General features: G+C 41.9%; 21 protein-coding genes. 5 read left to right on the top strand and 16 right to left on the bottom strand.

Translation table 11 applies throughout. The features are described from left to right. Nucleotides 1-72: 72 nt before the first annotated feature. The 4 genes from AB6811_RS09885 to AB6811_RS09870 all read right to left on the bottom strand — a co-directional run bounded on the left by AB6811_RS09885 (nt 73) and on the right by AB6811_RS09870 (nt 3,395). Nucleotides 73-858 carry a hypothetical protein gene (locus AB6811_RS09885; protein WP_369490295.1) on the bottom strand — a complete coding sequence of 262 codons (786 nt, stop codon included), beginning with the start codon at nt 856-858 and terminating at the stop codon, nt 73-75. An 11-nt stretch (nt 859-869) separates the two neighbouring features. After that, nucleotides 870-1,586, bottom strand: a complete 717-nt coding sequence (locus tag AB6811_RS09880) for a L,D-transpeptidase (protein ID WP_369490294.1) — start codon at nt 1,584-1,586, stop codon at nt 870-872. 2 nt (nt 1,587-1,588) lie between these two features. Further along, entirely contained in the window at nt 1,589-2,731 is a 1,143-nt protein-coding gene (locus tag AB6811_RS09875; RefSeq protein WP_369490293.1) for a L,D-transpeptidase family protein, read from the bottom strand. 67 nt (nt 2,732-2,798) lie between these two features. Further along, nucleotides 2,799-3,395 carry a hypothetical protein gene (locus AB6811_RS09870; protein ID WP_369490292.1) on the bottom strand — a complete coding sequence of 199 codons (597 nt, stop codon included), beginning with the start codon at nt 3,393-3,395 and terminating at the stop codon, nt 2,799-2,801. 277 nt (nt 3,396-3,672) lie between these two features. Here AB6811_RS09870 and AB6811_RS09865 point away from each other — a divergent pair, with 277 nt between their 5' ends. Both AB6811_RS09865 and AB6811_RS09860 read left to right on the top strand, forming a co-directional pair. Then, nucleotides 3,673-5,130 carry a M28 family peptidase gene (locus AB6811_RS09865; RefSeq protein ID WP_369490291.1) on the top strand — a complete coding sequence of 486 codons (1,458 nt, stop codon included), beginning with the start codon at nt 3,673-3,675 and terminating at the stop codon, nt 5,128-5,130. 20 nt (nt 5,131-5,150) lie between these two features. Further along, nucleotides 5,151-6,266 carry a gamma-glutamyl-gamma-aminobutyrate hydrolase family protein gene (locus tag AB6811_RS09860; protein ID WP_369490290.1) on the top strand — a complete coding sequence of 372 codons (1,116 nt, stop codon included), beginning with the start codon at nt 5,151-5,153 and terminating at the stop codon, nt 6,264-6,266. Nucleotides 6,267-6,272: 6 nt separating this feature from the next. On the opposite strand, the gene pyrF is transcribed toward AB6811_RS09860, so the two are convergent. From pyrF to AB6811_RS09820, 8 genes are all read right to left on the bottom strand, one after another. Beyond that, nucleotides 6,273-7,106: an orotidine-5'-phosphate decarboxylase gene (gene pyrF / locus AB6811_RS09855; RefSeq protein ID WP_369490289.1), complete on the bottom strand. Its 834-nt coding sequence runs from the start codon at nt 7,104-7,106 to the stop codon at nt 6,273-6,275. Between the two features lie 12 nt (nt 7,107-7,118). Continuing rightward, nucleotides 7,119-8,210, bottom strand: coding sequence for a peptide chain release factor 1 (gene prfA, locus AB6811_RS09850; RefSeq protein WP_369490288.1), 1,092 nt, complete (start codon nt 8,208-8,210; stop codon nt 7,119-7,121). Nucleotides 8,211-8,257: 47 nt separating this feature from the next. After that, nucleotides 8,258-9,427, bottom strand: a complete 1,170-nt coding sequence (locus AB6811_RS09845; RefSeq protein ID WP_369490287.1) for an AIR synthase related protein — start codon at nt 9,425-9,427, stop codon at nt 8,258-8,260. 69 nt (nt 9,428-9,496) lie between these two features. Continuing rightward, nucleotides 9,497-9,856 carry a 7(1) septoil knot domain-containing protein gene (locus tag AB6811_RS09840; protein ID WP_369490286.1) on the bottom strand — a complete coding sequence of 120 codons (360 nt, stop codon included), beginning with the start codon at nt 9,854-9,856 and terminating at the stop codon, nt 9,497-9,499. Between the two features lie 243 nt (nt 9,857-10,099). Further along, nucleotides 10,100-11,215, bottom strand: coding sequence for a hypothetical protein (locus AB6811_RS09835; protein ID WP_369490285.1), 1,116 nt, complete (start codon nt 11,213-11,215; stop codon nt 10,100-10,102). 12 nt (nt 11,216-11,227) lie between these two features. Next, a complete protein-coding gene (locus tag AB6811_RS09830; RefSeq protein WP_369490284.1) occupies nt 11,228-11,917 on the bottom strand; it encodes a tetratricopeptide repeat protein in 690 nt (229 codons plus the stop codon). A 69-nt stretch (nt 11,918-11,986) separates the two neighbouring features. Continuing rightward, nucleotides 11,987-13,975, bottom strand: a complete 1,989-nt coding sequence (gene porE / locus AB6811_RS09825; RefSeq protein ID WP_369490283.1) for a PorE family type IX secretion system protein — start codon at nt 13,973-13,975, stop codon at nt 11,987-11,989. Between the two features lie 301 nt (nt 13,976-14,276). Further along, nucleotides 14,277-16,472 (bottom strand): glutamine synthetase III family protein, encoded by a 2,196-nt coding sequence (locus AB6811_RS09820; RefSeq protein WP_369490282.1) that lies wholly within the window; start codon nt 16,470-16,472, stop codon nt 14,277-14,279. 346 nt (nt 16,473-16,818) lie between these two features. On the opposite strand from AB6811_RS09820, the gene AB6811_RS09815 reads away from it, so the two are divergent. The 3 genes from AB6811_RS09815 (at nt 16,819) to AB6811_RS09805 (ending at nt 18,047) form a co-directional block, all read left to right on the top strand. After that, the gene (locus AB6811_RS09815) at nt 16,819-17,301 is read left to right on the top strand and encodes a CDGSH iron-sulfur domain-containing protein (RefSeq protein WP_369490281.1); all 483 of its coding nucleotides are present in this window, start codon (nt 16,819-16,821) and stop codon (nt 17,299-17,301) included. 4 nt (nt 17,302-17,305) lie between these two features. After that, nucleotides 17,306-17,512 (top strand): CDGSH iron-sulfur domain-containing protein, encoded by a 207-nt coding sequence (locus AB6811_RS09810; protein WP_369490280.1) that lies wholly within the window; start codon nt 17,306-17,308, stop codon nt 17,510-17,512. Nucleotides 17,513-17,705: 193 nt separating this feature from the next. After that, the gene (locus tag AB6811_RS09805; RefSeq protein WP_369490279.1) at nt 17,706-18,047 is read left to right on the top strand and encodes a YbaN family protein; all 342 of its coding nucleotides are present in this window, start codon (nt 17,706-17,708) and stop codon (nt 18,045-18,047) included. Between the two features lie 6 nt (nt 18,048-18,053). Here the strand turns inward: AB6811_RS09805 and AB6811_RS09800 are convergent, their stop codons facing one another. The 4 genes from AB6811_RS09800 to AB6811_RS09785 all read right to left on the bottom strand — a co-directional run bounded on the left by AB6811_RS09800 (nt 18,054) and on the right by AB6811_RS09785 (nt 24,594). Further along, the gene (locus AB6811_RS09800) at nt 18,054-19,046 is read right to left on the bottom strand and encodes a D-alanine--D-alanine ligase (RefSeq protein WP_369490278.1); all 993 of its coding nucleotides are present in this window, start codon (nt 19,044-19,046) and stop codon (nt 18,054-18,056) included. Between the two features lie 134 nt (nt 19,047-19,180). Beyond that, complete coding sequence (locus AB6811_RS09795) at nt 19,181-21,466, bottom strand: spermine/spermidine synthase domain-containing protein (RefSeq protein WP_369490277.1); 2,286 nt, start codon at nt 21,464-21,466, stop codon at nt 19,181-19,183. 313 nt (nt 21,467-21,779) lie between these two features. Beyond that, the gene (locus AB6811_RS09790; RefSeq protein ID WP_369490276.1) at nt 21,780-22,763 is read right to left on the bottom strand and encodes a dihydroorotate dehydrogenase-like protein; all 984 of its coding nucleotides are present in this window, start codon (nt 22,761-22,763) and stop codon (nt 21,780-21,782) included. 31 nt (nt 22,764-22,794) lie between these two features. After that, on the bottom strand, nt 22,795-24,594 hold the full coding sequence (locus tag AB6811_RS09785; protein ID WP_369490275.1) for an FAD-dependent oxidoreductase: 1,800 nt from the start codon (nt 24,592-24,594) through the stop codon (nt 22,795-22,797). Nucleotides 24,595-24,614 lie beyond the last annotated feature (20 nt).

Raw genomic sequence — 24,614 nt, 5'->3', positions numbered from 1 at the left:
TTTTAGAAAAAGATTAAAGAATTTCATTCTTTCCCGTTTAATAAAACCTATGGATTTTCAATCCATAGTGGTTTAGTCTAATCGTAAAACTACTTGTCCCTGGTTGGGAATTGCCCGGTATATCACCTTTGCATCTTTCTTGCCAAGCTTAAATCTGATGTAGGGCTTGTAAACCGGTGCTTTAAGTCTGAGAATTCTTTTAACATCCTGAACAACAGTCCACGTGCGCTCTCTAAGATCGAACTTGAACTGATTAAACCCATCCGACGATTGCGAAGGGTTTGACTCGTAGAAGTAAAGTAAAATGTTTGGTTTTAGCTCAATAATAAAGTTAACAGGGTCAAGGTCGGTTGTATCAGGTATAACATCGGGCGTATATTCCGAGGTGTCGCGTGGGGCAATTTTGATCATTAATGGTACTTTGGGGATGGTTGAGGTATGCTTCGATATTGTTAATGGAACCGACAATCCTTGAATAAGCAAGGTTGGATTAATAGCAGAAAACAAAGGGCTTACTTTAATGTGCTCTGCTTTTGCTTTGTGAGCAACAACCCCTTTAATCATTAACGAAACGGTACTGTCCGGAATATTAATGGTTAAAAATATTGAGTCAGTTTTGGAAGCGGTAATCAACGCGTTGTAGTAAGCCTTATCCACCAATAATTTTTTTAAAGTTGAGTCGGGTTCACTAACCCATTCAACTGTTTTCTTTCGTTTATTGAGCTCTTTTGCAATGTGTTGCTCAATGTTGTTTATGGCTTTCTGGAATGCTATTACTTTAAGAATGGTATATGCAACAGCCAGTAATACAACTATTATGGCCGTGGTGTAGAGGGTGATTTTTATAGGTTTTCGCATAAAAACGATCATTAGTAAATGTAAACCTTCGATCCCAGATCTAGGGTTTTGTAAACTGCTTCAAGATCCTCGTCATTCATTCTGATACATCCGTGTGTTACAGGCATACCAAGGAATCGCTTGTATATTGTTCCATGAATCAGGTAACCATCGCCAATGCTCAGGGCATAGTCGCCCAAAACGCCAGCTTCCCAACGCGATGGGTCATTGGCCGATGGAATGGGCAGCCCTTCCTCAACGTACGACCAGTCCGGGCGACGCCAAACAGGATTTGTTACTTTCCCTAACACCTTATACATACCCTTTGGGGTATGAAAAATCCATTGACGTTTATCGTACGACTTTAGTAGTGTATAGTTGCCAGTACTACAAAATCCTTCACGAACCTGTTTGCGGTTTTTGTATAGCCTGAAGCGATTGTACGTTGTGTTAACCACAATGTATGGTTGTGCGGGCGTAAGGTTTTGGAACAGTTGCTTTAATGAGGCTACTTCCTTTTGAAGTTTCTTTACATCAACCTTGTCGTCCTGTATGAAGTCGGCTACAAGGGTTAGCTTTCTGTTCTTAACCACTAATTCTGCCATGGGTTGTGACAAATAGGAGAGATAAAAATAAAGAATGATGAAGCCTGAAAGGATTATATTGATATGCAGCATTATAAAGCCCAACCGTTTTAGCTTAGGGTTTATTTCGGGGTTGAAATCTATTTTATCTTCATTGCTATTCATAGTTAACCCTTTATTTGATTATGTTTAAGGTTCAGGCTCATGGCTATGCTGTTGAAGTCGGCAATTGATCCAACAATAACTACCGGAGTGCCAATCTCAACAGCCTTATACACCTTTAGCATATCGTTGTTGTCAAGAGCAATACACCCATCAGTCCAATCGGTTCCTTTGCCGCCATCGCCATGGATCTCAATTAGTCCACCAATTTGAGCGTGCTTGGGTATTCGGCCAGTGGCTTTTTCCTTGTTGAAGTTTTCAATATCCTCTGAATTAGGGTAGTTGAGTAGCAATGCCCTAAAATACTTGGTTTTATTTGCAGGTATTTTGCTTTTAACCAGATAAATTCCCTCGGGAGTAGCCTTGTCGCCTTTCAGTCGTTTACGTCCCACCCAATTCTTGCCAAATTCGGCATCAAATTCATACTTTTTTGAACCGTTTTGGTAGATAAAGAGTTTTCGGGCAAATTTATCCACAATAATAGCCATGGAGTTGTTTTTGGCTGTATTGCTAATAGCGCTTTTAACAAGTCGGTTCCAGTATGGTTGTGAGTTGAAGTAATCTTCAAGGTCATCGAGAGTTTTTTTGTAGGAATCCATAATTAGATCCTCAGCCAACTTAATCTTTTCTGACGACTCAAGGTAATCGCCTTTCTTAAATGCCACCTCTGCCTCATGGATTAACATTTTACCTTTTGAGATTTTTTTGCGAAACTCATCAGGCAGGGGTAGCCTCTGAAAAAGGTTGTTCATGTTCGAGACAAGAGCGGTTAGGTTGTCAATTTTATCCTTAACCGTAATAACCAAGTTTTTTGAAAGTTCCTTGGAGTTACTCGTTGCGCTCTTAGCTATTTCGGCCGATTTCTTGGCAAAGTACGATACCTTTTGGTAGTCGCGGCTTAAAATGAAGCGCTTGTTTTGAATATTCCACTGCTTCATGGCAGAATCAAAGTATGCCTTTGCCTTCAAGTATTTTTCCTTGGAGTAACGCTTGGCATTTGACAGCGATGCCTGATGAAGCGAGGCCAAGGCATAATCGATATCGCCTTTAGGCGGTTCGGGTATAGAATAGTAAAATAGGGCAAATCCACCACCTATAACTGATAACGTTGCAAGGGTAATTAAGCTGTACTTTAAAATCGGTTTCATACGGGTGCAAATATCAAAAAAAATCCCCGGTAAAAAACGGCCGGGGATTTTATAGCAGGCAAATAAATTACTTTCTGCCCTTAACCTTAGCAATAGCCTCGTTAAGTTCGGTGTTAATCTTGGTAGCGCTTTCTTTAGCAGCTTTCATCTTATTGGAAGCATCCATGTACTTGCCAGCATCGTAAAGACCCTTAGCTTCGTTAACAGTAGCCTCGATGGTGGCCATTTCAGCTTTCATTTGCTCAAGAACAGCAGCGCCTTCCTTACCACGAGGTGCTTTCTTCATAAGTTTGCCATTTTCTTCCATCATGGTGGCAACTTCGGTCATAAGGCCTTCAACTTCTTTCTTAACCTCTTCTTTCTTAGCAACAGCGTTAACCTTTAGCTCCTGAGCCATGCCAAGAATACGATCGAGTTTTTCGCTGGCTGGGCCAAATTTCTTAAATAATTTTGACTTTTGAACTTCAATGTCAGCCATAACAGCGCTCATTGAATCCTGAACAGCTGCGAAATCAGCAGCAAGATAAACATCAGCTTCAACAGCTTTAGCCGAGTCAATAGCGGCGTTAGCAGCATCAATCTTTTCCTGGGGCACTTTGCCACAGCTTGAAAGCATAGCAACCATAGTTAAGGCTGCAAAACCAAGTAAAAGTGTCTTTTTCATAATCGAAATGTTTGGGTTTGTTAGTTAAACATTAAAGTTTAATTTTCAATGCAAATGTATGGGGTTGTTCGATTCATTGTTTCGCATTTGCGTATTTTTTTTTATCTAAACTATAAGGATATTGTAAAGTAGTGAAAATCATGTAAATGAAAGTATAAAAAATGTTAAAGCGTATCTATTGCTGAGAGAAAACTTTTAAGTTAATAATGCTGCTTTATTGGGTCAGCATTTTAAAATATTTTGTAACATTACAATAATTTTTCAAAGGACTTGTAAAATGAATAGGATTACAGTTATTGCAAGCGCACTTGCTACCTTTTATTGCAGCGTTTTATCATTTGCTCAGCAAGTTGATTCGAATTTGTTAAAGGGTCATGTTTACTATCTTGCATCCGATTCACTTATGGGTAGGGGTTTTGGGACTGAAGGGGGGCGCATGGCTGCAAAATACATCACTGATAAGTTCAAAGAGGTTGGACTAACTCCTTGGCAAGGGCAGTACCTACACTCATTTATCAGTTCCAGTATGATGCTCAAGACCGAAGGGGCAAATATTATTGGTTGGGTAGAGGGCAATGATCCGGTTCTAAAAAATGAATACATAGTACTTGGAGCGCATTACGACCATGTGGCCTATAAAATAGTAAACGGCGAAAAAGTGGTTTACAATGGAGCTGACGATAACGCCTCGGGGGTTGCTTCAATTATCGAAATTGGGCGCTGGCTTGTACTTAACCGCGATAAGCTTAAACGCTCTGTCATAATCATTGCTTTCGATGGGGAGGAGGCCGGATTAGTAGGTTCAAGCCACCTTGTAAACAATAAGGTTATCCCTACCGACAAGGTAAAGTTCATGTTTAGTCTCGACATGGTTGGGATGCTGCAAAAGTATGGAGGTATCGACCTGGTTGGGAATAAAACGCTTAGCGATGGCGATGATTTTTTCGTTCAGTTGGCTTCAAAGCATGGTATTCAAGTGAAAAAATCGGGACGAAGTGTTGAAATGCAAACCGACACTCAACCGTTTGGGAAGATAGGAATACCTGCCGTGCATGTGTTTACCTCTACGGTTTCGCCTTACCATAAACCCGAAGACGATGCCGATAAGCTTGACTATGAAGGAATGGCGAAGATTGCAAGCTTTGTAGCCGATGCAACCCTACAGCTTTCAACTACTGATAGCGTTAAACCCGATGCAAGGTTTGCAGCAAAAACTTTGGGTAACGATAAATTTTCGGTTGGATACCAAGTAGGCATTGGCAATACTTACCACGATTACAGGGATGAGTTCTACAACTCAAAGGAAGATTTTTCTTTTAACACAGGGTTATCCTTCACAATTGGATTAAGTAGGTATATCGATTTACAGGTTGGTGCACTTTACCAAACAACTGGAACAGAGCATCGGTATGGTCATTTCAGAACCCATGAGGTTATGGCTCCAGCCAGTATCCTTCTTTACATGGGTGGGAAAAGGAAGCAAATGTTATCGCCAAATCTGTACTTTATAGGAGGAGGATACTACTCCTACCGATTTTCAGGTAAAGTTGGTAATGGAAGTTTTGACATGGATAATTACATTCAAAAGGATAATTATGGCTTTCAGGTTGGCGTGGGGTTCAGCATTATGAATGTTAATTTCCAGTTTGTTCGTCAGGTTGCAGTGTTGTCATTAGAACAGGATGGAAATGTTATTCCCAGCACCCAAATGTTTAGCTTGGGCTTTAGGTTCTAGTATCTTATTACTCTAAAAATATGAAGAACAGTTGGAAAACTTTACTGATTACTGCAGGGGTATTGCTAAGCATCCTATCCTGTAGTAGAGATTCTGGTAATATTGTTATAGGGATTGATGACATTGGGAAACACGATAGGGTACTTATTCTAGTACACCCAACCGAGAACAATATCAAAACATTTAACTATTTAATTGATAGTAAGATATTTCCAATACCTTCGGTGACAAAAGTTATTGGTGTGTATCACACCTCTGAAAAATACGATTACTCAAAATCGGTTGAGTACATTAAGAAGAATAAGCTGGAGAACTTTAGATTGCTGCCTGTTAAGGAACCAATTACCGAAACCGCAATTTACCGGGTAAACGAATGTACTGATGTTTTTGTTCGGTTAACCAAGGTGAGCAATGGTTTCATTTTTACGGGTGGCCCCGATATCCCCCCATCAATTTATGGAGAGAAAACATCGCTATTAACCCAAATAACCGATCCGGCTCGCCATTACTTTGAGGTGTCGTTCATGTTTCATTTAATTGGGGGCTCAAAGGATACTTTATTTCAGCCTCTGCTCGATGCCAAGCCTTTAATGCCTGTCGTAGGCATTTGCCTTGGAATGCAAACCATGAACGTTGCAGCAGGTGGCACTTTAGTGCAGGATATCCCTTCCGAGATTTACGGAATTGAGAGTGTTGAGGATGCGCTCATACAGCAAACCAACAACTTGCACAGAAATTACAATGCCAATTATGCTTTGGACGATAAACTCCTTTGGGGGAATTTCCACCAGGTCAGTATCGTTGATGAACCTCTAAAATCCATTTGCCAGGGACAGCCCTGGGTGTTAAGCAGTCACCATCAGGGGGTGGAACGACTGGGAAGGAATTTAAAAATTATTGCTACCTCAATTGATGGTAATGTGGTTGAGGCTATTGTTCATACAAAATACCCAAACGTAATTGGAGTGCAGTTCCATCCAGAGCCTACACTCCTATATAATAACGATGAGTTCTTACGCTTTTTGCCCAACCAGCCATCGAGGCTTACATACTTAAATATGTATTCCGGCGAAGCTGGCGAGAAATTTCATCTTAATTTTTGGTCGTGGTTTGGTAAAAAGGTTATAGAGCAGTAAGTGGAACTATACTAATCCATTCTGTTTGAGCAACACTTCCATTTCCTGCTGGAGTTTAAGGGCGCGCTTACGGGCCTCAGAGGTAAAATTCCCGGTAATATCGGCGTAAATGATTCCCCGCGATGAATTTACAATCAGGCCGCAACGGTCGTTCATGCCGTTTTCTGCTACTTTTTGAAGGCTTCCGCCTTGCTCGCCAACGCCAGGGACTAGCAGGAAGTGGTGAGGTGCATGCTTACGAACAGCAGCAAAGTATTCAGGGTGAGTTGCTCCAACAACAAACATCATATTGGCATCGCTGCCCCAGTGCATCGATTTAAGCACTACATCCTCAAAGAGGAGGTTGCCGGTTTGCTTATTGTGTACCAGCTGAAAATCGCCAAAACTCTCGTTTGAAGTGATTGCCAAAAGGATTGTCCATTTGCCATCGTACTGTAGGTAGGGGACAACCGAGTCCTGGCCAAGATAGGGCGATACTGTAACGGCATCGCAGCCTAAGCTATGAAAGTACGCTTTAGCGTACATTCTGGCTGTGTTTGCAATGTCGCCGCGCTTAGCATCGGCAATTACCAGAACATCGGGGTGATGCGTTTTAAGGTACTTTACGGTTTTCACCAAACTATTCCAGCCCGCTGCACCATGAACCTCATAGAAAGCAAGGTTTAACTTGTATGCAATGGCTAAATCGTGGGTGGCCTCAATAATTTTACGGTTGAACTCAAACATTGGGTCATCCTTGGTGAGCAAATGCTCAGGGATTTTAGTGAGTTCGGTATCGAGCCCAACACACAGGAAACTTCGCTTCTTTTTTATCTGTTCAAATAGTTCTTGGGCTGTCATAGGCATTGTTTTTTATTCTTCTGCAGCAGCTGCTTTTAACCTTTCAGCATTTTCGGCTAGCTGAAGTTTATCAATTATTTCTTGTAATTCGCCATCCATTATGGCCGATAGGTTATACAGGGTGAGATTTATACGATGATCGGTTACACGCCCTTGCGGGTAGTTGTATGTTCTGATTTTTGCGGAACGGTCGCCAGTGGAAACCATCGTTTTACGCTTCGATGCAATTTCATCGAGGTATTTTTGGTATTCCATGTTGTAAAGGCGGGTGCGGAGTTCCGTGAGGGCTTTTTCAAAATTCTTTATCTGTGATTTTTGATCCTGGCATTGAACCACAATGCCGGTGGGTATATGGGTTAATCTAATGGCTGAGTAGGTGGTGTTAACGCTTTGCCCGCCAGGCCCGCTGGAACAGAAGGTATCCTTACGGATATCTTCCATTTTAAGGTCGATATCAAACTCATCGGCCTCAGGAAGAACGGCAACGGTAGCAGCGGAAGTATGTACTCTACCCTGAGTTTCGGTTTGAGGTACACGCTGAACCCTATGAACCCCCGACTCATATTTAAGCACACCGTAAACGCCATTACCGGTAACATTCATGATAATTTCCTTATAACCTCCAACCGTACCCTCGGAGAAACTGGTAACCTCGTACTTCCAACCTTTCTTCTCGAAGAATTTTGAATACATCCTGAACAGGTCACCGGCAAAAATACTTGCCTCGTCGCCACCGGTGCCAGCACGAATTTCCATTACAGCATTTTTGGAGTCTTGAGGATCGGCGGGGAGAAGTAGAATTTTGATTTCCTCCTCGAGCTGATCTTGTTCCTGGGTAAGGGTTTCTAGCTCCATCTTGGCCATCTCACGGAGTTCCTCGTCCTTCTCGTTTGCCAGTATCTGCCTCGACGATTCTATGTTGCTCAGAACGTTTTTGTATTTCTCGTAAGCCTCAACAATGGGCTCCAACTGCTTGTATTCCTTGTTAAGTGCGACAAACTTTTTCATGTCGGCCATTACAGCAGGATCGGTTATCTGCTGGCCAATCTCCTCAAACTTATGCCTTATTCCTTCAAGCTTACGCAGTATAGTATTATCTGCCATATCAAAAATTTATTGGCGCAAAGGTAAGCAAAAAATCTCTTTTTGAGTTAGTAATGAAACTCACCGAAAGGCGACTTAATGGTTAATTTATTTGAACTAGCCTCAGTGCAGTATCCAACAATTTGGGCATCTACCTTAAACTCTTTAGCAATTGCAATAATGTCATCGGCAAACTCAGGATAAACATAAATTTCGAATCGATGTCCCATGTTGAATACTTTATACATCTCCTGCCAGGGAGTATTTGATTGTTCCTGAATTATACGGAATAGCGGTGGTGCAGGGAAGAGGTTATCCTTAACCACGTGAAGGTTGTTCACAAAATTCATCACCTTAGTTTGTGCGCCTCCCGAACAGTGAACCATTCCATGTATTACAGGCCGGTAATTATCTAGTATGGCTTTAATGATAGGTGCATAGGTTCGGGTAGGGGATAGAACCAGTTTGCCTGCCGTAAGGCCAGTACCTTCAACGGGTTGCTCAAGCTTAAGGTTGCCGCTGTAAACCAAGTTTTCAGGTACCTGAGGGTCGTAGCTTTCCGGATACTTTTGGGCAAGGTAGTGTCCGAATACATCGTGGCGTGCTGAGGTTAGTCCATTGCTCCCCATCCCTCCGTTATATTCCTTTTCGTATGAGGCTTGGCCGAACGATGCCAGACCAATGATTACATCGCCATCCTGAATGTTGCTGTTGGAAATAACCTGACTCCTTTTTATGCGGGCTGTAACGGTAGAATCAACAATAACTGTTCGCACTAAATCACCAACGTCGGCTGTTTCGCCACCTGTAAGCACAATGTTAATTCCCATGCTGCGCATGGTTTGGCAGAACTCCTCCGTGCCATCAATGATGGCTGAAACCACTTCGCCCGGAATCAGGTTCTTGTTACGGCCAATGGTTGATGATAGCAAAATATTATCGGTAATCCCCACGCAAAGCAAATCGTCGATGTTCATTACAATAGCGTCCTGTGCAATGCCTTTCCAAACGGACATATCGCCGGTTTCGCGCCAATATACATAGGCAAGCGACGATTTGGTACCGGCCCCGTCAGCATGCATCACCAAGCAGTAATCGGGGTCGCCTGTAAGATAATCGGGAACAACCTTGCAGAATGCTTTTGGGAAGAGCCCCTTGTCCAGGTTGCTAATTGCCTTATGGACATCATCTTTCGATGCGGAAACGCCGCGTTGGTCGTAACGGGAATTTTTGTTCATGGGGTGCGTTTTAACTGCAAAGGTAACCTATATTTACGTTACAACCAACTTGAAGATAAAAGAGGGGAATTACTTTAATCCCCCAACAGAAAGCAGTTTCTTTTTCGACTCATTAATCCATTTCACCTCGGCTGGAGTGTCTACAAGCCAAACCTTAATATCGGCATCTTTCTCATTATCAACAAATATCAGAGTGATATCGGCCTCCTTGGGGGTTTCAACCTCCATCATTACACCCGGTTTAGTTATTTCGGAAGCCTCGTATATGATGCAGAAATGCAGGTCTGCCTGCTCTGGACTATCAACAATAAAGAATTTCACCTGGGCATCCTTGACATCTTCAGCTTCATAAAACTTTTGAGCTGCTGATATGCCATTGAAGCCAAGCAGAACAAATAGTATGGATAATATTTTTATTGAAAGTCGCATTGTATAACAAAATCATTATACTAATAATGTTTTCATTAGGTTACATTGAATAGCTGGTTCAACGCAAAACTAACAAAATGTTTGAAATGTAATAAAGTGATGACAAATTTAGTGCCAGTTTATTAAACCAAAGTAAAATGAAACAAATAATTAAAATTGACATCAATGAGCTATTTGCTATTGTTAACTAAACGATCAAGTGATGAATTTATAAGCCGACAAGGTGTTTTTTTATTCAATTCTCTAGGGTTTAACAATCCTAGGTTCACGAAATAGGATCCTTGAACTAAATTTCGATTTTATAGGTTTCCCTTGAAAATATGCGGGTTTAAAAGTATTTAATGATTTGAGCGATTTTAATGCTATTTCTGTAATTACACTGTCAGGGCTTTTTAGTATATTTTGGTCTATAACGTTGCCATTTTCATCAATAATTATTTCATAGTATAACCATCCAAAATTTTTGCATTCAGTTACATATTTTTTATTAACAATTAAATTCTGTGAAATAGTTTTATTTACTCCTTCAATACCATCTATATACATTGGCTTGTTATCAGGTACAACACTTGAAGTATCTTCGAGAATACCCATTGCTGATTCAATTGGCCGCCAAACATTTTTCATAAAAACGCTTAAAAAAGGATAGTCCTCTATACTTACGTCGCTTTTAATAATTATTTTATCGCAAGCGTATAAGGAGTATGGGATAAAAAGAGTATTATTTATCAATTTTTCATTTATCTTTATATAAGATTTATTTATTTTTGATTTAATTAAACTGTCATTTTTGTATAGATCAAAACCTATTTTTTCTTTACTATTATATATAAACCATTTACCTTCTTTTATTTTATTAATAATAAACCCATTGATTAACATATTTGGATTTTGATAATCATTTTGGAATGAATATGAAAAGTTTATTTTACTCGAAGAGATATCATTCCCATTTTCATCATAATATTTAATAAAGTAAAAATTATTATTTTCAAATTTCAATGTAAAGTGAGTATTTCCATTTGGATATTTCCATGTCCAAATTCCTATTGGGATGTCATTTTTGAATTCTCCCTTAATCCATTCGATGCCTGACTCATAATAGAAAATAAATAAACCGCTTTTTATGTTATTCACATAATTACCTTCAACAATCTTTTTTCCATTTATTAAATAATCATGGAATTCACCATCAAAATAATTTTTATCGGTATTCCAGTTACATATTCTATAGTAACTTGCAGTGCTCTCTTTGCAAATTTTCCACTCTTTATCATAAAATATTTTTACTTTGATTGTTTCACCTGATGCTAAATTCATGATAAAGATTGAGAGAAATGAAAGTAATGTTTGTTTCATTGTTCTAATAAATTATTTTAGACTTTTATTATTTTTAGTTGATTTACAAAACTTATCAATGTAAACATTAGCATTCTTGTTCCCGAGTTTTAGGGATGTACTCCAGTCTTCGCAAGCTTTGTCTATAGATCCCTTTGCGTAATAGCTTATTCCCCTATTATAGTATGTATTGGAATGATTGGGTTTTAATTTTATTGAATTAGTATAATCTAAAATGGCTGAATCATTCTGATTTAATTTTAAATTGCAATTCCCTCTGTTTAAGTAATACAAGTATATTAAAGGAAAATATTCACCATTATTTTTGCTAAGATTAATAGCTTTACTGTATTCTATTTTTGCTTTTTCATACTCAGATTTAATTCTATAAATTTCTGCAATATAAAAAGTTAATTCGTCGTCATCGTTGTAAATGTTTCTTCCCTTAATTAAAAAGGGTAAAACTTTGTCGGCAAATAGGTTATCTAATGTGAATATTTTGAATAAATACAAATATGCTGGTCTGAATGTAGAGTCAATTGTTATCGATTCCAAAATAGTTATGTATGCTTTTTCTAACTCGTTATTTTCTATAAAAGTATTTGCCTGTGAAATTAATTCTATAGCCCTATTTCTGTCTTTAACCTGGACTATATAATCCTGAGAGAATGATTTTTCTGTAATTAGAATTAAAAAAAATGCTATGTATAATATTTTTTTCATAATAATTACAACGCAATAAAAAATTGCATGTCCCAGCCGACTTATTAAATCAGGTTATGATTAATAAACTCATTTGCCTGAACTTTGATAATCTTCCCTAAGCACCCTAAACTCAGTTCTTCGGTTGATTTGATGAACTGTTTCTTTTTGATCCTCATTGGTTAAGGAGTCGATAAATTTCTTATCAAGAACAGTTCCTGGTGTTAGGAAAGGGTATTGAGCAGCAAGGTTTTCGTCAACAACCTTTGGTTGGGTTTGGGCGTAGCCTTTGGCTTTCAACCTATCGGTTGCTATGCCGTTTTCAATCAAATAGTTTACTACGGCCTGAGCACGCTTCTGCGATAGCTCATAGTTATACTCCTGAGAGCCCCTACTGTCGGTATGCGATGCCAGCTCTATGGTTATGTTGGGGTTGTCGTTCAGTATCTGGATAAGGTTATCAAGCGCTTCTTTTGACTCGGGACGAAGTTCCCACTTGTCGTAATCGTAGAAAATGTTGGGTATTTCAATTGGTTTTGCGGTAGAAGTTAATGCTATTGAAACATTAAAATCCTGGCTCTTGGTTAACCCTTTAGTGGTTTCCTTCGCCTTATTGTTCAGGTATCCCTTCTTTGAAGCTACAATTACGTAATCGGTGTTTGGAACAAGGTTAAACCTGAATGAACCATCGCTCTGGGTCTGCATGGTTGCAATGGTGCCATCGCTGCCAACCAGTTTAACGGTAGCATCGGTGATTGTAGTCCTTGTTTTTTCATCTATTACCTTGCCTATCATGTTAAAGTTTATAGGCGGGAGGTAGAACATGTAGATATCGTCGGCTCCACGGCCACCGTTACGCCTTGAGGAGAAGAAACCAGCTTCGCGTTCCTTTTCGAAAATAATACCAAAGTCATCGGCAGTTGAGTTTACCGGGTAGCGCATGTTCTCTATTACCCATTGGCCTTCATCGTTTTTCTTTGCCTTAAATATATCGAGGCCGCCCATGCCGGGATGTCCGTCGGAAGAGAAGTAAAGGGTGCCATCGGGATGAATGTATGGAAACATCTCGTTCCCGGGAGTGTTGATTTGTGGGCCAAGGTTAATAGGTGCACTCCACTCTTCGGAACCCGCTTGGCGGGTAATTTTCCAAATATCGAGCCCCCCGTTCCCTCCGGGAATGTTACTTACAAAGTAGAGTTCAGTTCCATCGGCCGAAATGGCTGGATGGGCAACAATCATACTATCGGCAGCCAGCTCCAACTCTTTAGGAGTAAGCCAACCTTGGTCGCTTTGCTTGGCGTAAAGTATTTGGCATCCAAGTTTGTTGCGCTTGCTAACCTTACAACGGGTAAAGAACATGTTGTTGCCATCGGGTGTTAACGAGGGGGTGCCCTCGTCGAATTGCGAGTTTATGGTTTCATCCAGAGGTTTTGGGGCACTCCAAATCCCTTTATTGTTGAGCTCAGTGATAAAAATGTCGGAAAAATTCTCGCCGGTTACGGCGCTTGTCTTGTTTCCGACAGTACCGTTGCGGGAGCTGGTAAGGTATAGAATATTGTAGTCGGTTGAAGCGTATGCGGGTGAGAAATCGCTAAACTTTGAGTTAATGGCACGCATGTTGGTTATTTCATAACCAGCCGGGGTGGCAATCCACTGCTTGGCAAGTTCGCACGATTGTATTCCGACTTCGGCAAGGGGATCGTTAGGGACAAGAACTTTGTACTTTTGGAACTGTTCAATGGCAAGGTCGTACTTCTCATTCATCTTCAGCATTTCAGCATAGTAGTAGTAAACCTTAGGGTTTGGGCATTCCCTTCGAATGGCTTTTTCGTACCACTGCTCGGCCTGACGGGGTTCTCCTATTTGTCTAAAACAGTTTCCAATTTTAAAAAGGTAGAGGGAAAGTTCCTTTTTATCTTTAATCTTGTCGATATCGTCGCGGTAAAGGGCAATCGCATCAAAGTATGCACCGGCATTGTATAGCGCATCGGCTTTCTCTAACTTTTTAGTGGGTTGAGCCGAAATGTTTCCTGAGGTTAGGTAAACTAATCCCAATGCAATAAGAAGTAGTCGCTTCATTGTGCTTTAAAGGTTTTAGTCACAAAATTATGGTAAATATAAGTAAATGCCAATTAAGTAGTAACGCAAGGGCTATTTTTTTATTATAACTTATTCACAATGGTTTTTCTGCATGGTAGGGTAGATGCTTACTTTGCTCGCCCATTTAAAAGGATGACCTCATTTAATGTTGATTAGGGTTAGCATACAAATACAACAATCAATCACAAGAGTATCAAAACTACTTGTGCAATTAAGTACGCCCCGCTTTAAAGGGCGGGGCGTATGGAAAATCAAAAAAAGTTTTAGCAGTTGAATGCTATTACCGTATGAATAGCATCTCCCTATACTTGGGCAAAGGCCACATCTCATCGTCAACAATCATTTCCAGCTTATCGATATGCGTGCGAATGCTTTCAATATAGGGTTTAACGTTTTTCCCGTATAAGTGGGCTTTTTCAACAATATCTTCAACTTGGTTGGCTTCCTTTCGGCGTTCAATCATCTCGTTAACCTGATGGCTTATGGCATGTATATGCTCGGAAATTTCAAGGATTAAAGCATGCTGATGATCGGCAAGTTTTTCCCATTCGTTTGGGAAAAGTTCCTTTAATCCCTTAACGTTGCTAATTAAGGTGTTTTGGTATGCGATGGCAGTGGGGATAATATGGTTGATAGCTAAATCGCCAAGCACGCGGGCTTCAATTTGTACCTTTTTTACAAAGATCTCGTTCCTTATTTCGTACCGTGCTTCAAGCTCGCGTTTTGTTAGTATTCCGTTACCGGTGAGGAGTTTTACAGAGGAGTCGAGCAGGAAGGTCTTGAATGCCTCCAGTGGGTTGCTGATGTTAGGGAGCCCTCTGCGTGCTGCCTCGTCAACCCATTCCTGGCTGTAACCGTTGCCCTCAAAGCGAATCTTTTTTGACTCAATAATCACCTTGCGCAGGCACTGGATTATGGCTTCGTCCTTTTTAATTCCTTTGGCAATTACCTTATCAACCTCATCTTTGAACTTCATGAGCTGATTGGCCACGGCTGTGTTAAGCACAATCATTGGAGATGCGCAACTGCCGGAGGAGCCTACAGCGCGAAACTCGAATCGGTTCCCGGTAAAGGCAAATGGCGATGTACGGTTGCGGTCAGTATTGTCTAAAAGGATCTCCGGGATTTTACCAATGATTTCCAGTTTAAGTTCGGTCTTTTCGTCGGGAGTCATTTTTTGGTCTGTCACCTTTTGCTCCAGCTCGTCGAGCACGGCGCTTAGGGTTTTGCCGATGAACACTGACATGATGGCTGGCGGTGCCTCGTGCGCACCAAGTCGGTGGGAGTTTGGTTCCGATGCTATACTACCCAAAAGTAATGCGGAGTGGTCATGTACGGCTTTGATGGTATTGATTAGGAAGGTCAGGAATTGTAGGTTGTTCTTTGGTGTTTTGCCTGGTGAAAGCAGGTTAGTCCCAGTGTCGGTCATCATTGACCAGTTGTTATGCTTGCCTGAGCCATTTATCCCCTTGAAGGGTTTTTCGTGAAATAGAACACGGAAGCCGTGCTGGCGAGCAATACGATCCATCAGCGACATGATAAGCTGGTTGTGATCAACAGCCAGGTTGGCCTCCTCAAAAATGGGTGCGCACTCAAACTGGTTTGGTGCCACCTCGTTATGGCGGGTTTTAATAGGTATACCAAGCTTAAGTGCTTCAACCTCAAAATGACGCATAAAGGCGGAAACCCTTGCAGGAATTGAACCAAAGTAATGATCCTCAAGTTGTTGATCCTTAGCCGCAGCGTGTCCCATAAGCGTTCTGCCACACAATGCAAGGTCGGGCCGGGCGTTATACAGCGATTCATCAATCAGAAAATACTCCTGCTCCCAGCCAAGCGTGGCATAAACTTTACGGGCATCCTTATCAAAGTACTCCAGCACCGAAAGGGCTGCCTTATCGAGTAGTGCAAGCGATTTGAGCAATGGTGTTTTAAAGTCGAGCGCCTCCCCGGTATACGAAACAAACACAGTGGGAATACATAGCGTATTCTCTAGTATAAAGGCTGGTGAGGTTGGATCCCAAGCGGTGTATCCACGGGCCTCAAAAGTATTACGGATGCCCCCGCTTGGAAAACTTGAGGCATCGGGTTCTTGCTGAACAAGCATATCGCCTTTAAAAACCTCAATGGGTTGACCTTTGATATCAATTGAGAGGAATGCGTCATGCTTTTCGGCGGTGGAACCGTTTAGCGGATGGAACCAGTGTGTGTAGTGGGTAGCCCCACGCTCAATAGCCCAGGCCTTCATGGCCGAGGCAACCTGGCCGGCAATCTTACGATCAATCTTTTTACCCTCATCAATGGAGGTGATAATACTCTCATAAGCTTCTTCCGATAGGTACTTCTTCATTTTAGGCCTATCGAATACATTGATGGCAAAGATATCGACAAGCGATTCTGCTTTGCCCTCGCCGTTCATGTCAACCGGGATGCGATTAGTTGCTTCACCGAATGCTTTAAATCGTAGTTTTGGCATAGTGTGGTATGTTTTTCAAGGGCAAATATAAGAAAAAACAAAATAAATAGTTTAGACCTATAAAAAAATAGGGGTAAGTATTCAAAAAAAATAAAAAAAATTAATATGCATAAAAAAACAGGGGGGGTGTGATGTAAAAAAATAAGTATTTTGTTAAATGGTTGTAGGTTTAAAATTCTTATCAGGTATCGTCCCTTGTTTTGATGTCAGCTTTGTATTTGTTTCTTGGTAGCGGGTTGCTTGCCTTAGTGGTCTATTGTGAACACATTTATCCATTATGTATCACCTTGGGTTGGTTGTTGAACAAAGTGTTGCCGTTTTGCGTTGGTTTTTGTAAATTGCGAACATGGAAAGCGATAACAGAAAATATTCCAACGACGAAATCACTGTGTTCTGGCGACCAGGGGAGTGTGTTCATGCTTCCATTTGCTACACTAAGCTGCTCTCAGTGTTTAACCCCCGTAAACGACCTTGGGTTAACATGAACGGTGCCAGCACAGAGCGAATTATTGAGATTGTGAATGAGTGCCCAACAAACGCACTTACCTTTATGTGGAACAATCCTGAAAAAAATAAGCAAGAGCGTTCGCACAAATGTGTTCGGGAATTTACTCCCGAGGAGGTTGAGGCGTTTGAGGTTACGCCGGTAAAGATTCAGGTAATGCCCAATGGCCCATTGTTGGTTTCAGGCGATTTTCAGATTATTGATGCCGATGGCAAGGAGGTTAAGTCAATGAAAATGGTTTCCATTTGCCGCTGCGGTCATTCAAACAGCCAGCCATTTTGCGATGGCACACATTTCAAAAAAGGATTCCGTGATAGTGAGTAGCAAAATGAACCAACCAAAAAAAATTGCAGCAAAGCTGCATCTAAGCAAAGGAGGCCCAATTAGGGTTGAGGGGCGCTTCTTTATTGTTAACCTCGATGGTGAAAGCCTTATACCCGATAACTCCAAGGAGGTTTTCCTATGCACCTGTGGGGCATCGCGCAATAAACCCTTTTGCGATGGTAGCCACAAGGGAGGAAAGTCCAATGGGTAGGGTTATTTTGTGCCTAGTGTATCTGCCCGTATGGCAATAAGCTAGAATAATCAAAATAATTATCATTTAACTTAATTAGCCAGTTGCGCCTGAACACAATTGCTATCTTTGCATGGCATAAGTTTTAACGGGCACTAACTTGAAATTACAAAAAGCAAGAAAAGCGAAAAGCCCTGCGTTAAGGGCTTTTTTTGTGATATTCGGCATAGTATCGTTTGGGTTGGGAGTGTTGGGCATTTTTTTACCATTACTACCCACAACACCCTTTATGCTGCTTAGCGCATTTCTGTTCATTCGGAGCTCGGGTAGGCTTTACCGGTGGTTAATAAACCATCGGCTTTTCGGAAAATACATACACGATTACATTGAACGCCGGTCAATGCCACGACGAGTGAAATGGTATACTTTAGGATTGCTCTGGGCATCTATACTTACAAGTGTTGCAACACTTGATGTTGGCAACGTTATCCGGTTAATACTACTGTTAATTGCGGTTGGTGTTACCGCCCATGTGGTAAAGTTACGAAACAGCTAGCCTTCGCTACTCCCTGCTACGATTAAGGGCATCGTTGATGATTAGTGTGAAGAATTGGCGCATGTTCCCACCCATGGCCTTAACCTGCTGGGGGATAATACTAGCCTCGCTCATGCCGGGGACGGTATTTATCTCAAGGAAATAGATTTTATCATTATTCACAATATAGTCCACACGAACCACACCGCGGCATTGCAAGCGATCGTATATCTTTGAAGTGAATTGTTGTATGGCACTGGTTAATGATTCTGGGATTGGGGCAGGGGTAATCTCTTTCGACTTGTTTTGATATTTTGCCTCGTAATCGAAAAACTCGGCTTCAGGGACTATCTCGGTTACGGGCATAATCATTTCACCATTCTGGTATTTGAAAACACCGCAGGTGAATTCTCGGCCGGGTATGAACTCCTCCAGAATAATAGTTTTATCCTCGGCAAATGCTTTTTCAATGGCGGGCATTAAGTCAGTGGCCTGCTTAACCTTGCTTACTCCGTAGCTACTGCCGCTCTCATTGGGTTTGACAAAAATGGGTAATCCCAATGTGTCCAGAATTGCTTGCACATCTACTTTTTGACCGCGCCTGAGCAGCAATCCCTTTGCGAGGTTAACTCCTGTTTCGCGAACTAACTCCTTGCAGTAATACTTGTTAAAGGTAACGGAAGAGTTCATAACTCCTCCTGTGGTGTAGGGTATTTGAAGCATCTCAAAGTATGCCTGAAGCAGTCCGTTCTCGCCGGGAGTGCCATGAATTGCAATTAGCGCGCAATGGAATTGCAGTAATTCACCATTGATATCAACTGTAAAGTTGTTTTTATCTACAGGAATTGAACCAAGGCTTGCGTGTTCTAAAGTCCAGCTATTTCCCTTAACCAAAATGGTGTACGCATTAAACCTGTTGGAGTCGAGCCAACCCGAAATTTGCGCAGCACTTTTAAGCGAAATGTTTGCTTCGGAGGAATTGCCTCCTGCCATTACAGCAATGTTCAGTTTGGGTGTCATAGGTGAATTTATTTCAATGCAAAGCTGCAAGAAATTTGGTGAAATTAAAAGAGCTTGATAAAAAATAAATGTCAGGGAGAAAAAAAAACGGGACAATTATGATTTTGTCCCGTTTAGAAAATTAAGTCACTTAGCTATTTTACCCAACCTTTTTTACTTTGCATAACCAGCATTGCAAGCAAATACCCAGCAGCACCAACCAGCAATGCGAAATTGTATCCCAAGGTGAATGCAACCAGCATAATTGCAGTGGATCCCAGTACCGATGCAGCTCCATTTACTGCAAACCCCCAATCTACAAGTTCCCCTACTTTTTTTGTTCCATTGGGGAATGGCATTCCCATAAAAAAGCCTAGCGGAGCTATTAGGATTATGGTAATAAGTATGCGCCAAGGAACTTCTAAAAATGCGAGTGATGAGACTAGTCGCTGAAAAACAAAAATATTAAGCAGAATCCAGGCAATTATTCCAAGGAAAGCAATTTGGGGTTTAACCTTTTGCGAGAATCGGCTTCCAACCCCCGACGATAAGAGCAAAATGAAAAGGATTGAAACGAAGGCGTAAACGCCAGAGCCAATAAATAGCGTGAATTGTTGAATTAGAATAACCTCAATGGCCATGAAAGCGGCGCCAATTAGGAAGAAGTAACCCCAACCTCGTAACGTTAACTTTTCGCCTTTCTTAATAAAAGGTATCAGGTTTATGGGTATTGCAATTAGCGTAACAATTGCAAGGATTATAAAAATTAGGAGCTTAGCAAGTGGGAAACCCTGGAATTCGTAAGGCGGTATTTTGTCGAGCTTAGAAAAATCTAGATTTTTAAGCAACCCCATTTGCGCAGCAAAAGGTCGGTTATCGGTATTTGGCGAAATGTCGATGGCAACAGTATCCTGAACATTTTGCCAGCCATGTTTCATAATTTCGGCTATTAAATTTTGCTTTAGCGAATCGGGCGGACTTGGGTATTGTTGCACCATATAAGGTTTTTCTCCTTGAGTAAGCTCTGCTAAGCCGTTAGCTAACCATTCTTGCTCAATTGGTTTTTTGCTGAATACCATTAACTTTCTTCTGCCAACGTAGGAATGAAAAACAGCGATGTGATCATTGGGGTTGGCCACATGTTTTTCTTCGAGCGCTTCCTTTGCTGCCGAAACAAGGCGTGGGACATAGAATTGGTGATCGAGGAAAAGTATTCCGTTATCGGTCATGGCATCGTAGTAGTTTTCAAAAGCTTCTTTGGTAAAAAGGTAGTTTTCGGCCAAGGCAAAAGCACCCGATGCTAACGATGCAAATGTATTGGAGCTTAGCGCGTAAATGATATCGAACTTATTTTTGAAACGACGAACGTATGAACGACCATCTTCCGTAATTACATTTACTCTAGGATTGCTGTATATTTTCCCGGTGAAATCGTAAAGAAGCCCATGGGTCATTAGCTTGTTTATTTGCGGAACAACTTCAACCGCGTGTATTTCTTTAGCTCCCGAACTCAAAGCGTTAAGCACATCGCCACCGCTTCCAGCGCCAAGTGCTAAAAAGGTACAGTTGGGTATTCGCCTTACAAAATATTTCATGGGATAGCCCGGAAACAGTTTCATGCTGTCGGGAACATCAAAATTGCCATCGAAGTGATATGTGGGGGAGTGGGCGGCATTGTCGATTATGGCATAGTAAAAATCGTCATTCACCTTTTCAACTTTTAGCTGAGCCATTGCGTCCCAATGCTGATATATTAGTTCGAAGCGCTCCTTCCGTTGCTTGCTAAGCAACTTTTCGGCTCTGGGAAGAAACGCAATTAGCATTATTGCCAGCGCTAAAGGGAAAACTTTAGTCCACTTCTTTGCATAAATAAACGCAACAATAAGCGAAGGAATGCTAACTAAAAATGCGGTTTTGGGAACCTGAATAAGGTTCATTAGCAAAACAGCAACAATTACACCTAGCCCGGCACCAATTAAATCGGCCATGTAAATTTTGGGCATTTGGGAATGATGTTTTTTGAAAATTAGGCTTAACGACATTCCTCCAAAAAGAAACGAAGCGCTTAGCAAGAAAACTACCAGCGCAATTTTTCCAATCATTGCCTTGCTGCTAAACAGAAGTGTAAAGTCGATATTGAAATGTAAAACTGTAATTGGGGCTACCACCGAAATTAAGCTTCCTAGTAGCAGGTAAATCCATAAATTATTTTCGTTACTTAGGCGCGGCCATAACCTAATAACCAGCCCGCCAAGGCCCATTCCGAGTATTGCCAGCGAAAGCACCAGAAAGGCAAATGTGTAGAAATATTCTGCCGAGAATATTCTTGTCCAAAGTATTTCAAGGGCAATAAACGATAGCGATATCAGACCAGCAGCCAATGCTGGCTTAAGTATCTCAAGCCCTTTTTTCGATGCATTATTTCCGTTAGTTCGATTCATAATTCTTTAAATTAGGGTTATAAAAGTCTATGCCAATCTTTTTGTTGCTTGGTTAATGAAAACAGTTAACTTTTTTATTTTTTGGTATTAATACCTGAACTATAAAATCGGACAAACATTTTTAGATTAGGTTTAAATGAAACAAATTCTACACAATAGGATAAACTAATGGTACACAAGTAAAAAAATGCTTAATGTTGTTTTTATGATATAACTAAACCTAGGGAATATCTAATGTTTCAAACGCTTTAGCTTAGGAATAAAAAAATAGCCACAGAAAAATTCTATGGCTACTTTTAAAATTGTTTAACAATTATCGGGCATCGGAGAAGTAACGCATGAACTGTGCTCTCTCGTATGCCAGCGGTTTAATGCTATCGGCTTGGCGTAGCTTGCCAGTAATGGAATTAATGGATTCAAACCCCTTGGTATCTAGCCATTTATTGGTTTCCTCAATCCATGGTTCAAGTATCTCGGGGCCCGATTTGTACATAGCCGATGCCACCTGAACTGCATTGGCTCCCAAGAGGATATTCTTGACTGCTGTTTGCCAGTCGTGTATGCCGGTTGAGGCTGCCAGGTTGCATGCAACTCGCCCTGAAAGAATGGAAAGCCATCGGCGAACCTCTGCATTTTCATCGGGATGGCTGAGTATGCTGCCTGAGGTAACCTTAAGGGTGTTCAAGTCTACATCGGGTTGGTAAAACCGGTTGAAAAGGACAAGTGCCTTAATTCCGGTTCGGGATAGTTCCACGGCAAAGTTTGCCATGCCTGAAAAGTAGTGATGTATTTTCATTGCAACGGGAACCGATAGTGTTTGTGCTACCTTGCGGGCAACATCGATGTAAATTTTTTCAATCTCATCGCCTTTCATCTTAACATCCGAAGGCATTATAAACATGTTGAGCTCAATGGCATCGGCACCGGCAGCTTGAATATCGCCTGCAAAGTCAATCCAGCTATCGGCGCTACTACAGTTGATGCTTGCAATTACCGGTATACTTAGCTTTTGCTTCATGCCATCAATTAGCTCAACGTAGCTGCTAAGGGCATGCTTGCGGGTGTAGTATTCAATGTATTCCTCGGCTTCGCTGTAGGAGTTGAACATATTGTTCATGCGTTGGGCATCAACATCCATCATGATTTGCTCCTCAAAGAGCGATTTAACCACAATGGCGGCAAATCCATGTTTCTGGAGCAGGGCTGCTTTTTCAACCGAGTCGGTAAGTCCGGAGCTCGATGCAATGTATGGGTTCTTCAGCGTGAAGCCCATGTATGTGGTTGATAGGTCTGCCATATCGTTTTAAGTTTAAGTTGATTGACCTCTTTTACTTTTTGCCACCCAGGAACCTATCGATTCCAATGGCTGCTTTATGGCCGTTTGCAATACCATGTATAACATCGGGGCCCTGAATGATATCGCCACCCACAAAGAGCCATTCGACGCTTGACTGGAAGTAGTCATTAACTACTATTCGTCCGCGGCTGTCGAGTTTAAGATTATCCTTGATGCTCTCGGGTAGGTAGCTTAAATCCATTCCCTGTCCAATGGACTCAACCACCATTTCGCCGGCAAAGAAATCGGTTTGCGTTTCATCAAACTTGGGGTTGAAACGGCGATTCTCATCGAACACTGAAACGCACTTAACTACATGTAAGCCTTTTATTTTGTTGTTTTCAATTTCGATTTTAACGGGTCCCCATCCGGGAATGATTGTGGCACCTTCCTCGCGGGCCTCAACAACTTCCTCGCGGTCAGCTGGCATCTCATTTTCCGATTCCAGCGAGGTGGTTATGATATTCACCTTGCCATACCTCTGGTTCTGGATTCGGGCAAGCGTTCGGGTGATATCCATAGCTACGTTACCGCCACCAATAACCACAATACTCTGGGCAGCAGGAATTTCCTTGCCCATGGTTACATCGCGGAGCAGGTCAACTGCCTGGTAAACATGTGGGTGGTCAGTACCGGGAATGCGGGTGCTACGACCAAGGTGTAAGCCTGTTCCGGTAAACACGGCGTCGTACTGGTTGTGCAGCTCCTCCAGAGTGATATCCTTACCCACGGTAGTATTGCACCGGATTTCAACGCCCAGCGATTTGATATAATCAATGTCCTTGTCAAGGGCATCGTAGGGTAGGCGATACTCAGGAATTCCATAGCGCATCATTCCGCCGGGCAATGGTAATTTCTCGAAAATGGTGCACTCGTAGCCCATTAGGGCAAGGTAATGGGCAGCCGATAGGCCAGCAGGTCCGGCTCCAATAATGGCTACCCGCTTACCATTCTTGCTGATGTTCTCGGTTTCCAGAATTTGTTTGTAATTCTCAGCGGGTTGCTGGTCGGCAATGTAGCGTTTAAGCCAGCGTATGGAGAGCGGGTCGCCCTGATGCCCCACGGAGCAAACAGTTTCGCACTTATGTGTACAAATGCGGCCGCAAATCTCAGGCAGCGGGTTGGTGTCGTAGAGTATGCGTAACCCTTCGTTCAGGTCGTCGTTTCGTATTGCTTTAATGTATTCTGGAATTCCCATATGTGCCGGGCAGGTTGCAACGCAAATTCCACATTCTACGCAGCGGTCGGCTTCCTTTATGGCCTGTTCCCTGGAATAGCCGCGAACAATTTCGATGAACGACTTGTCGCGTTCCTCGGGTTTAAGCTCGGGCATGTGAACTCGCTCCTTGCTGTAGAGCTCGTAGTTTGGCCCAGGTTTTTTGTAGCCATTGGGTTCGTCGTCCCATTCTTTTTTGTCGACCCCGGGAATAAACCGGAATACATCTGGGTCGGAGTCGACCCACTTGAAGTGATTCGACATGGACAGTGAGCCTGTGGTGCAAACATCAACGCAAAGTGCGCACCAGCAACAGCGGCCATAGTCGATACGGGGTCTTAACCCGCTATCACCATTTTTTGTCTCAATGCCCTCAACCGGAACCATATCGATTGCCGCATTCTGGCATATTGACTCGCATGTTCCGCACCCTATGCAGGTATCAACATCGTTCTTGTGGAAACCCCGGTATCTGGGTGCAGCCTCTCTCTTGAGGGGTTCCTTAATGGTTACAGGCTCTTTAACCACATTTTTCCATGCGGTAAAGGGGCTTATGATATCTTTTATTCGTGCCATACTTTACTTACGTTTCAATA

This window comes from Tenuifilum sp. 4138str (assembly GCF_041102575.1).
Taxonomy (GTDB): Bacteria; Bacteroidota; Bacteroidia; order Bacteroidales; family Tenuifilaceae; genus Tenuifilum; species Tenuifilum osseticum.
Note: the sequence above shows the minus strand (reverse complement) of the source record. Positions and strands in the feature narration are given on the sequence as shown.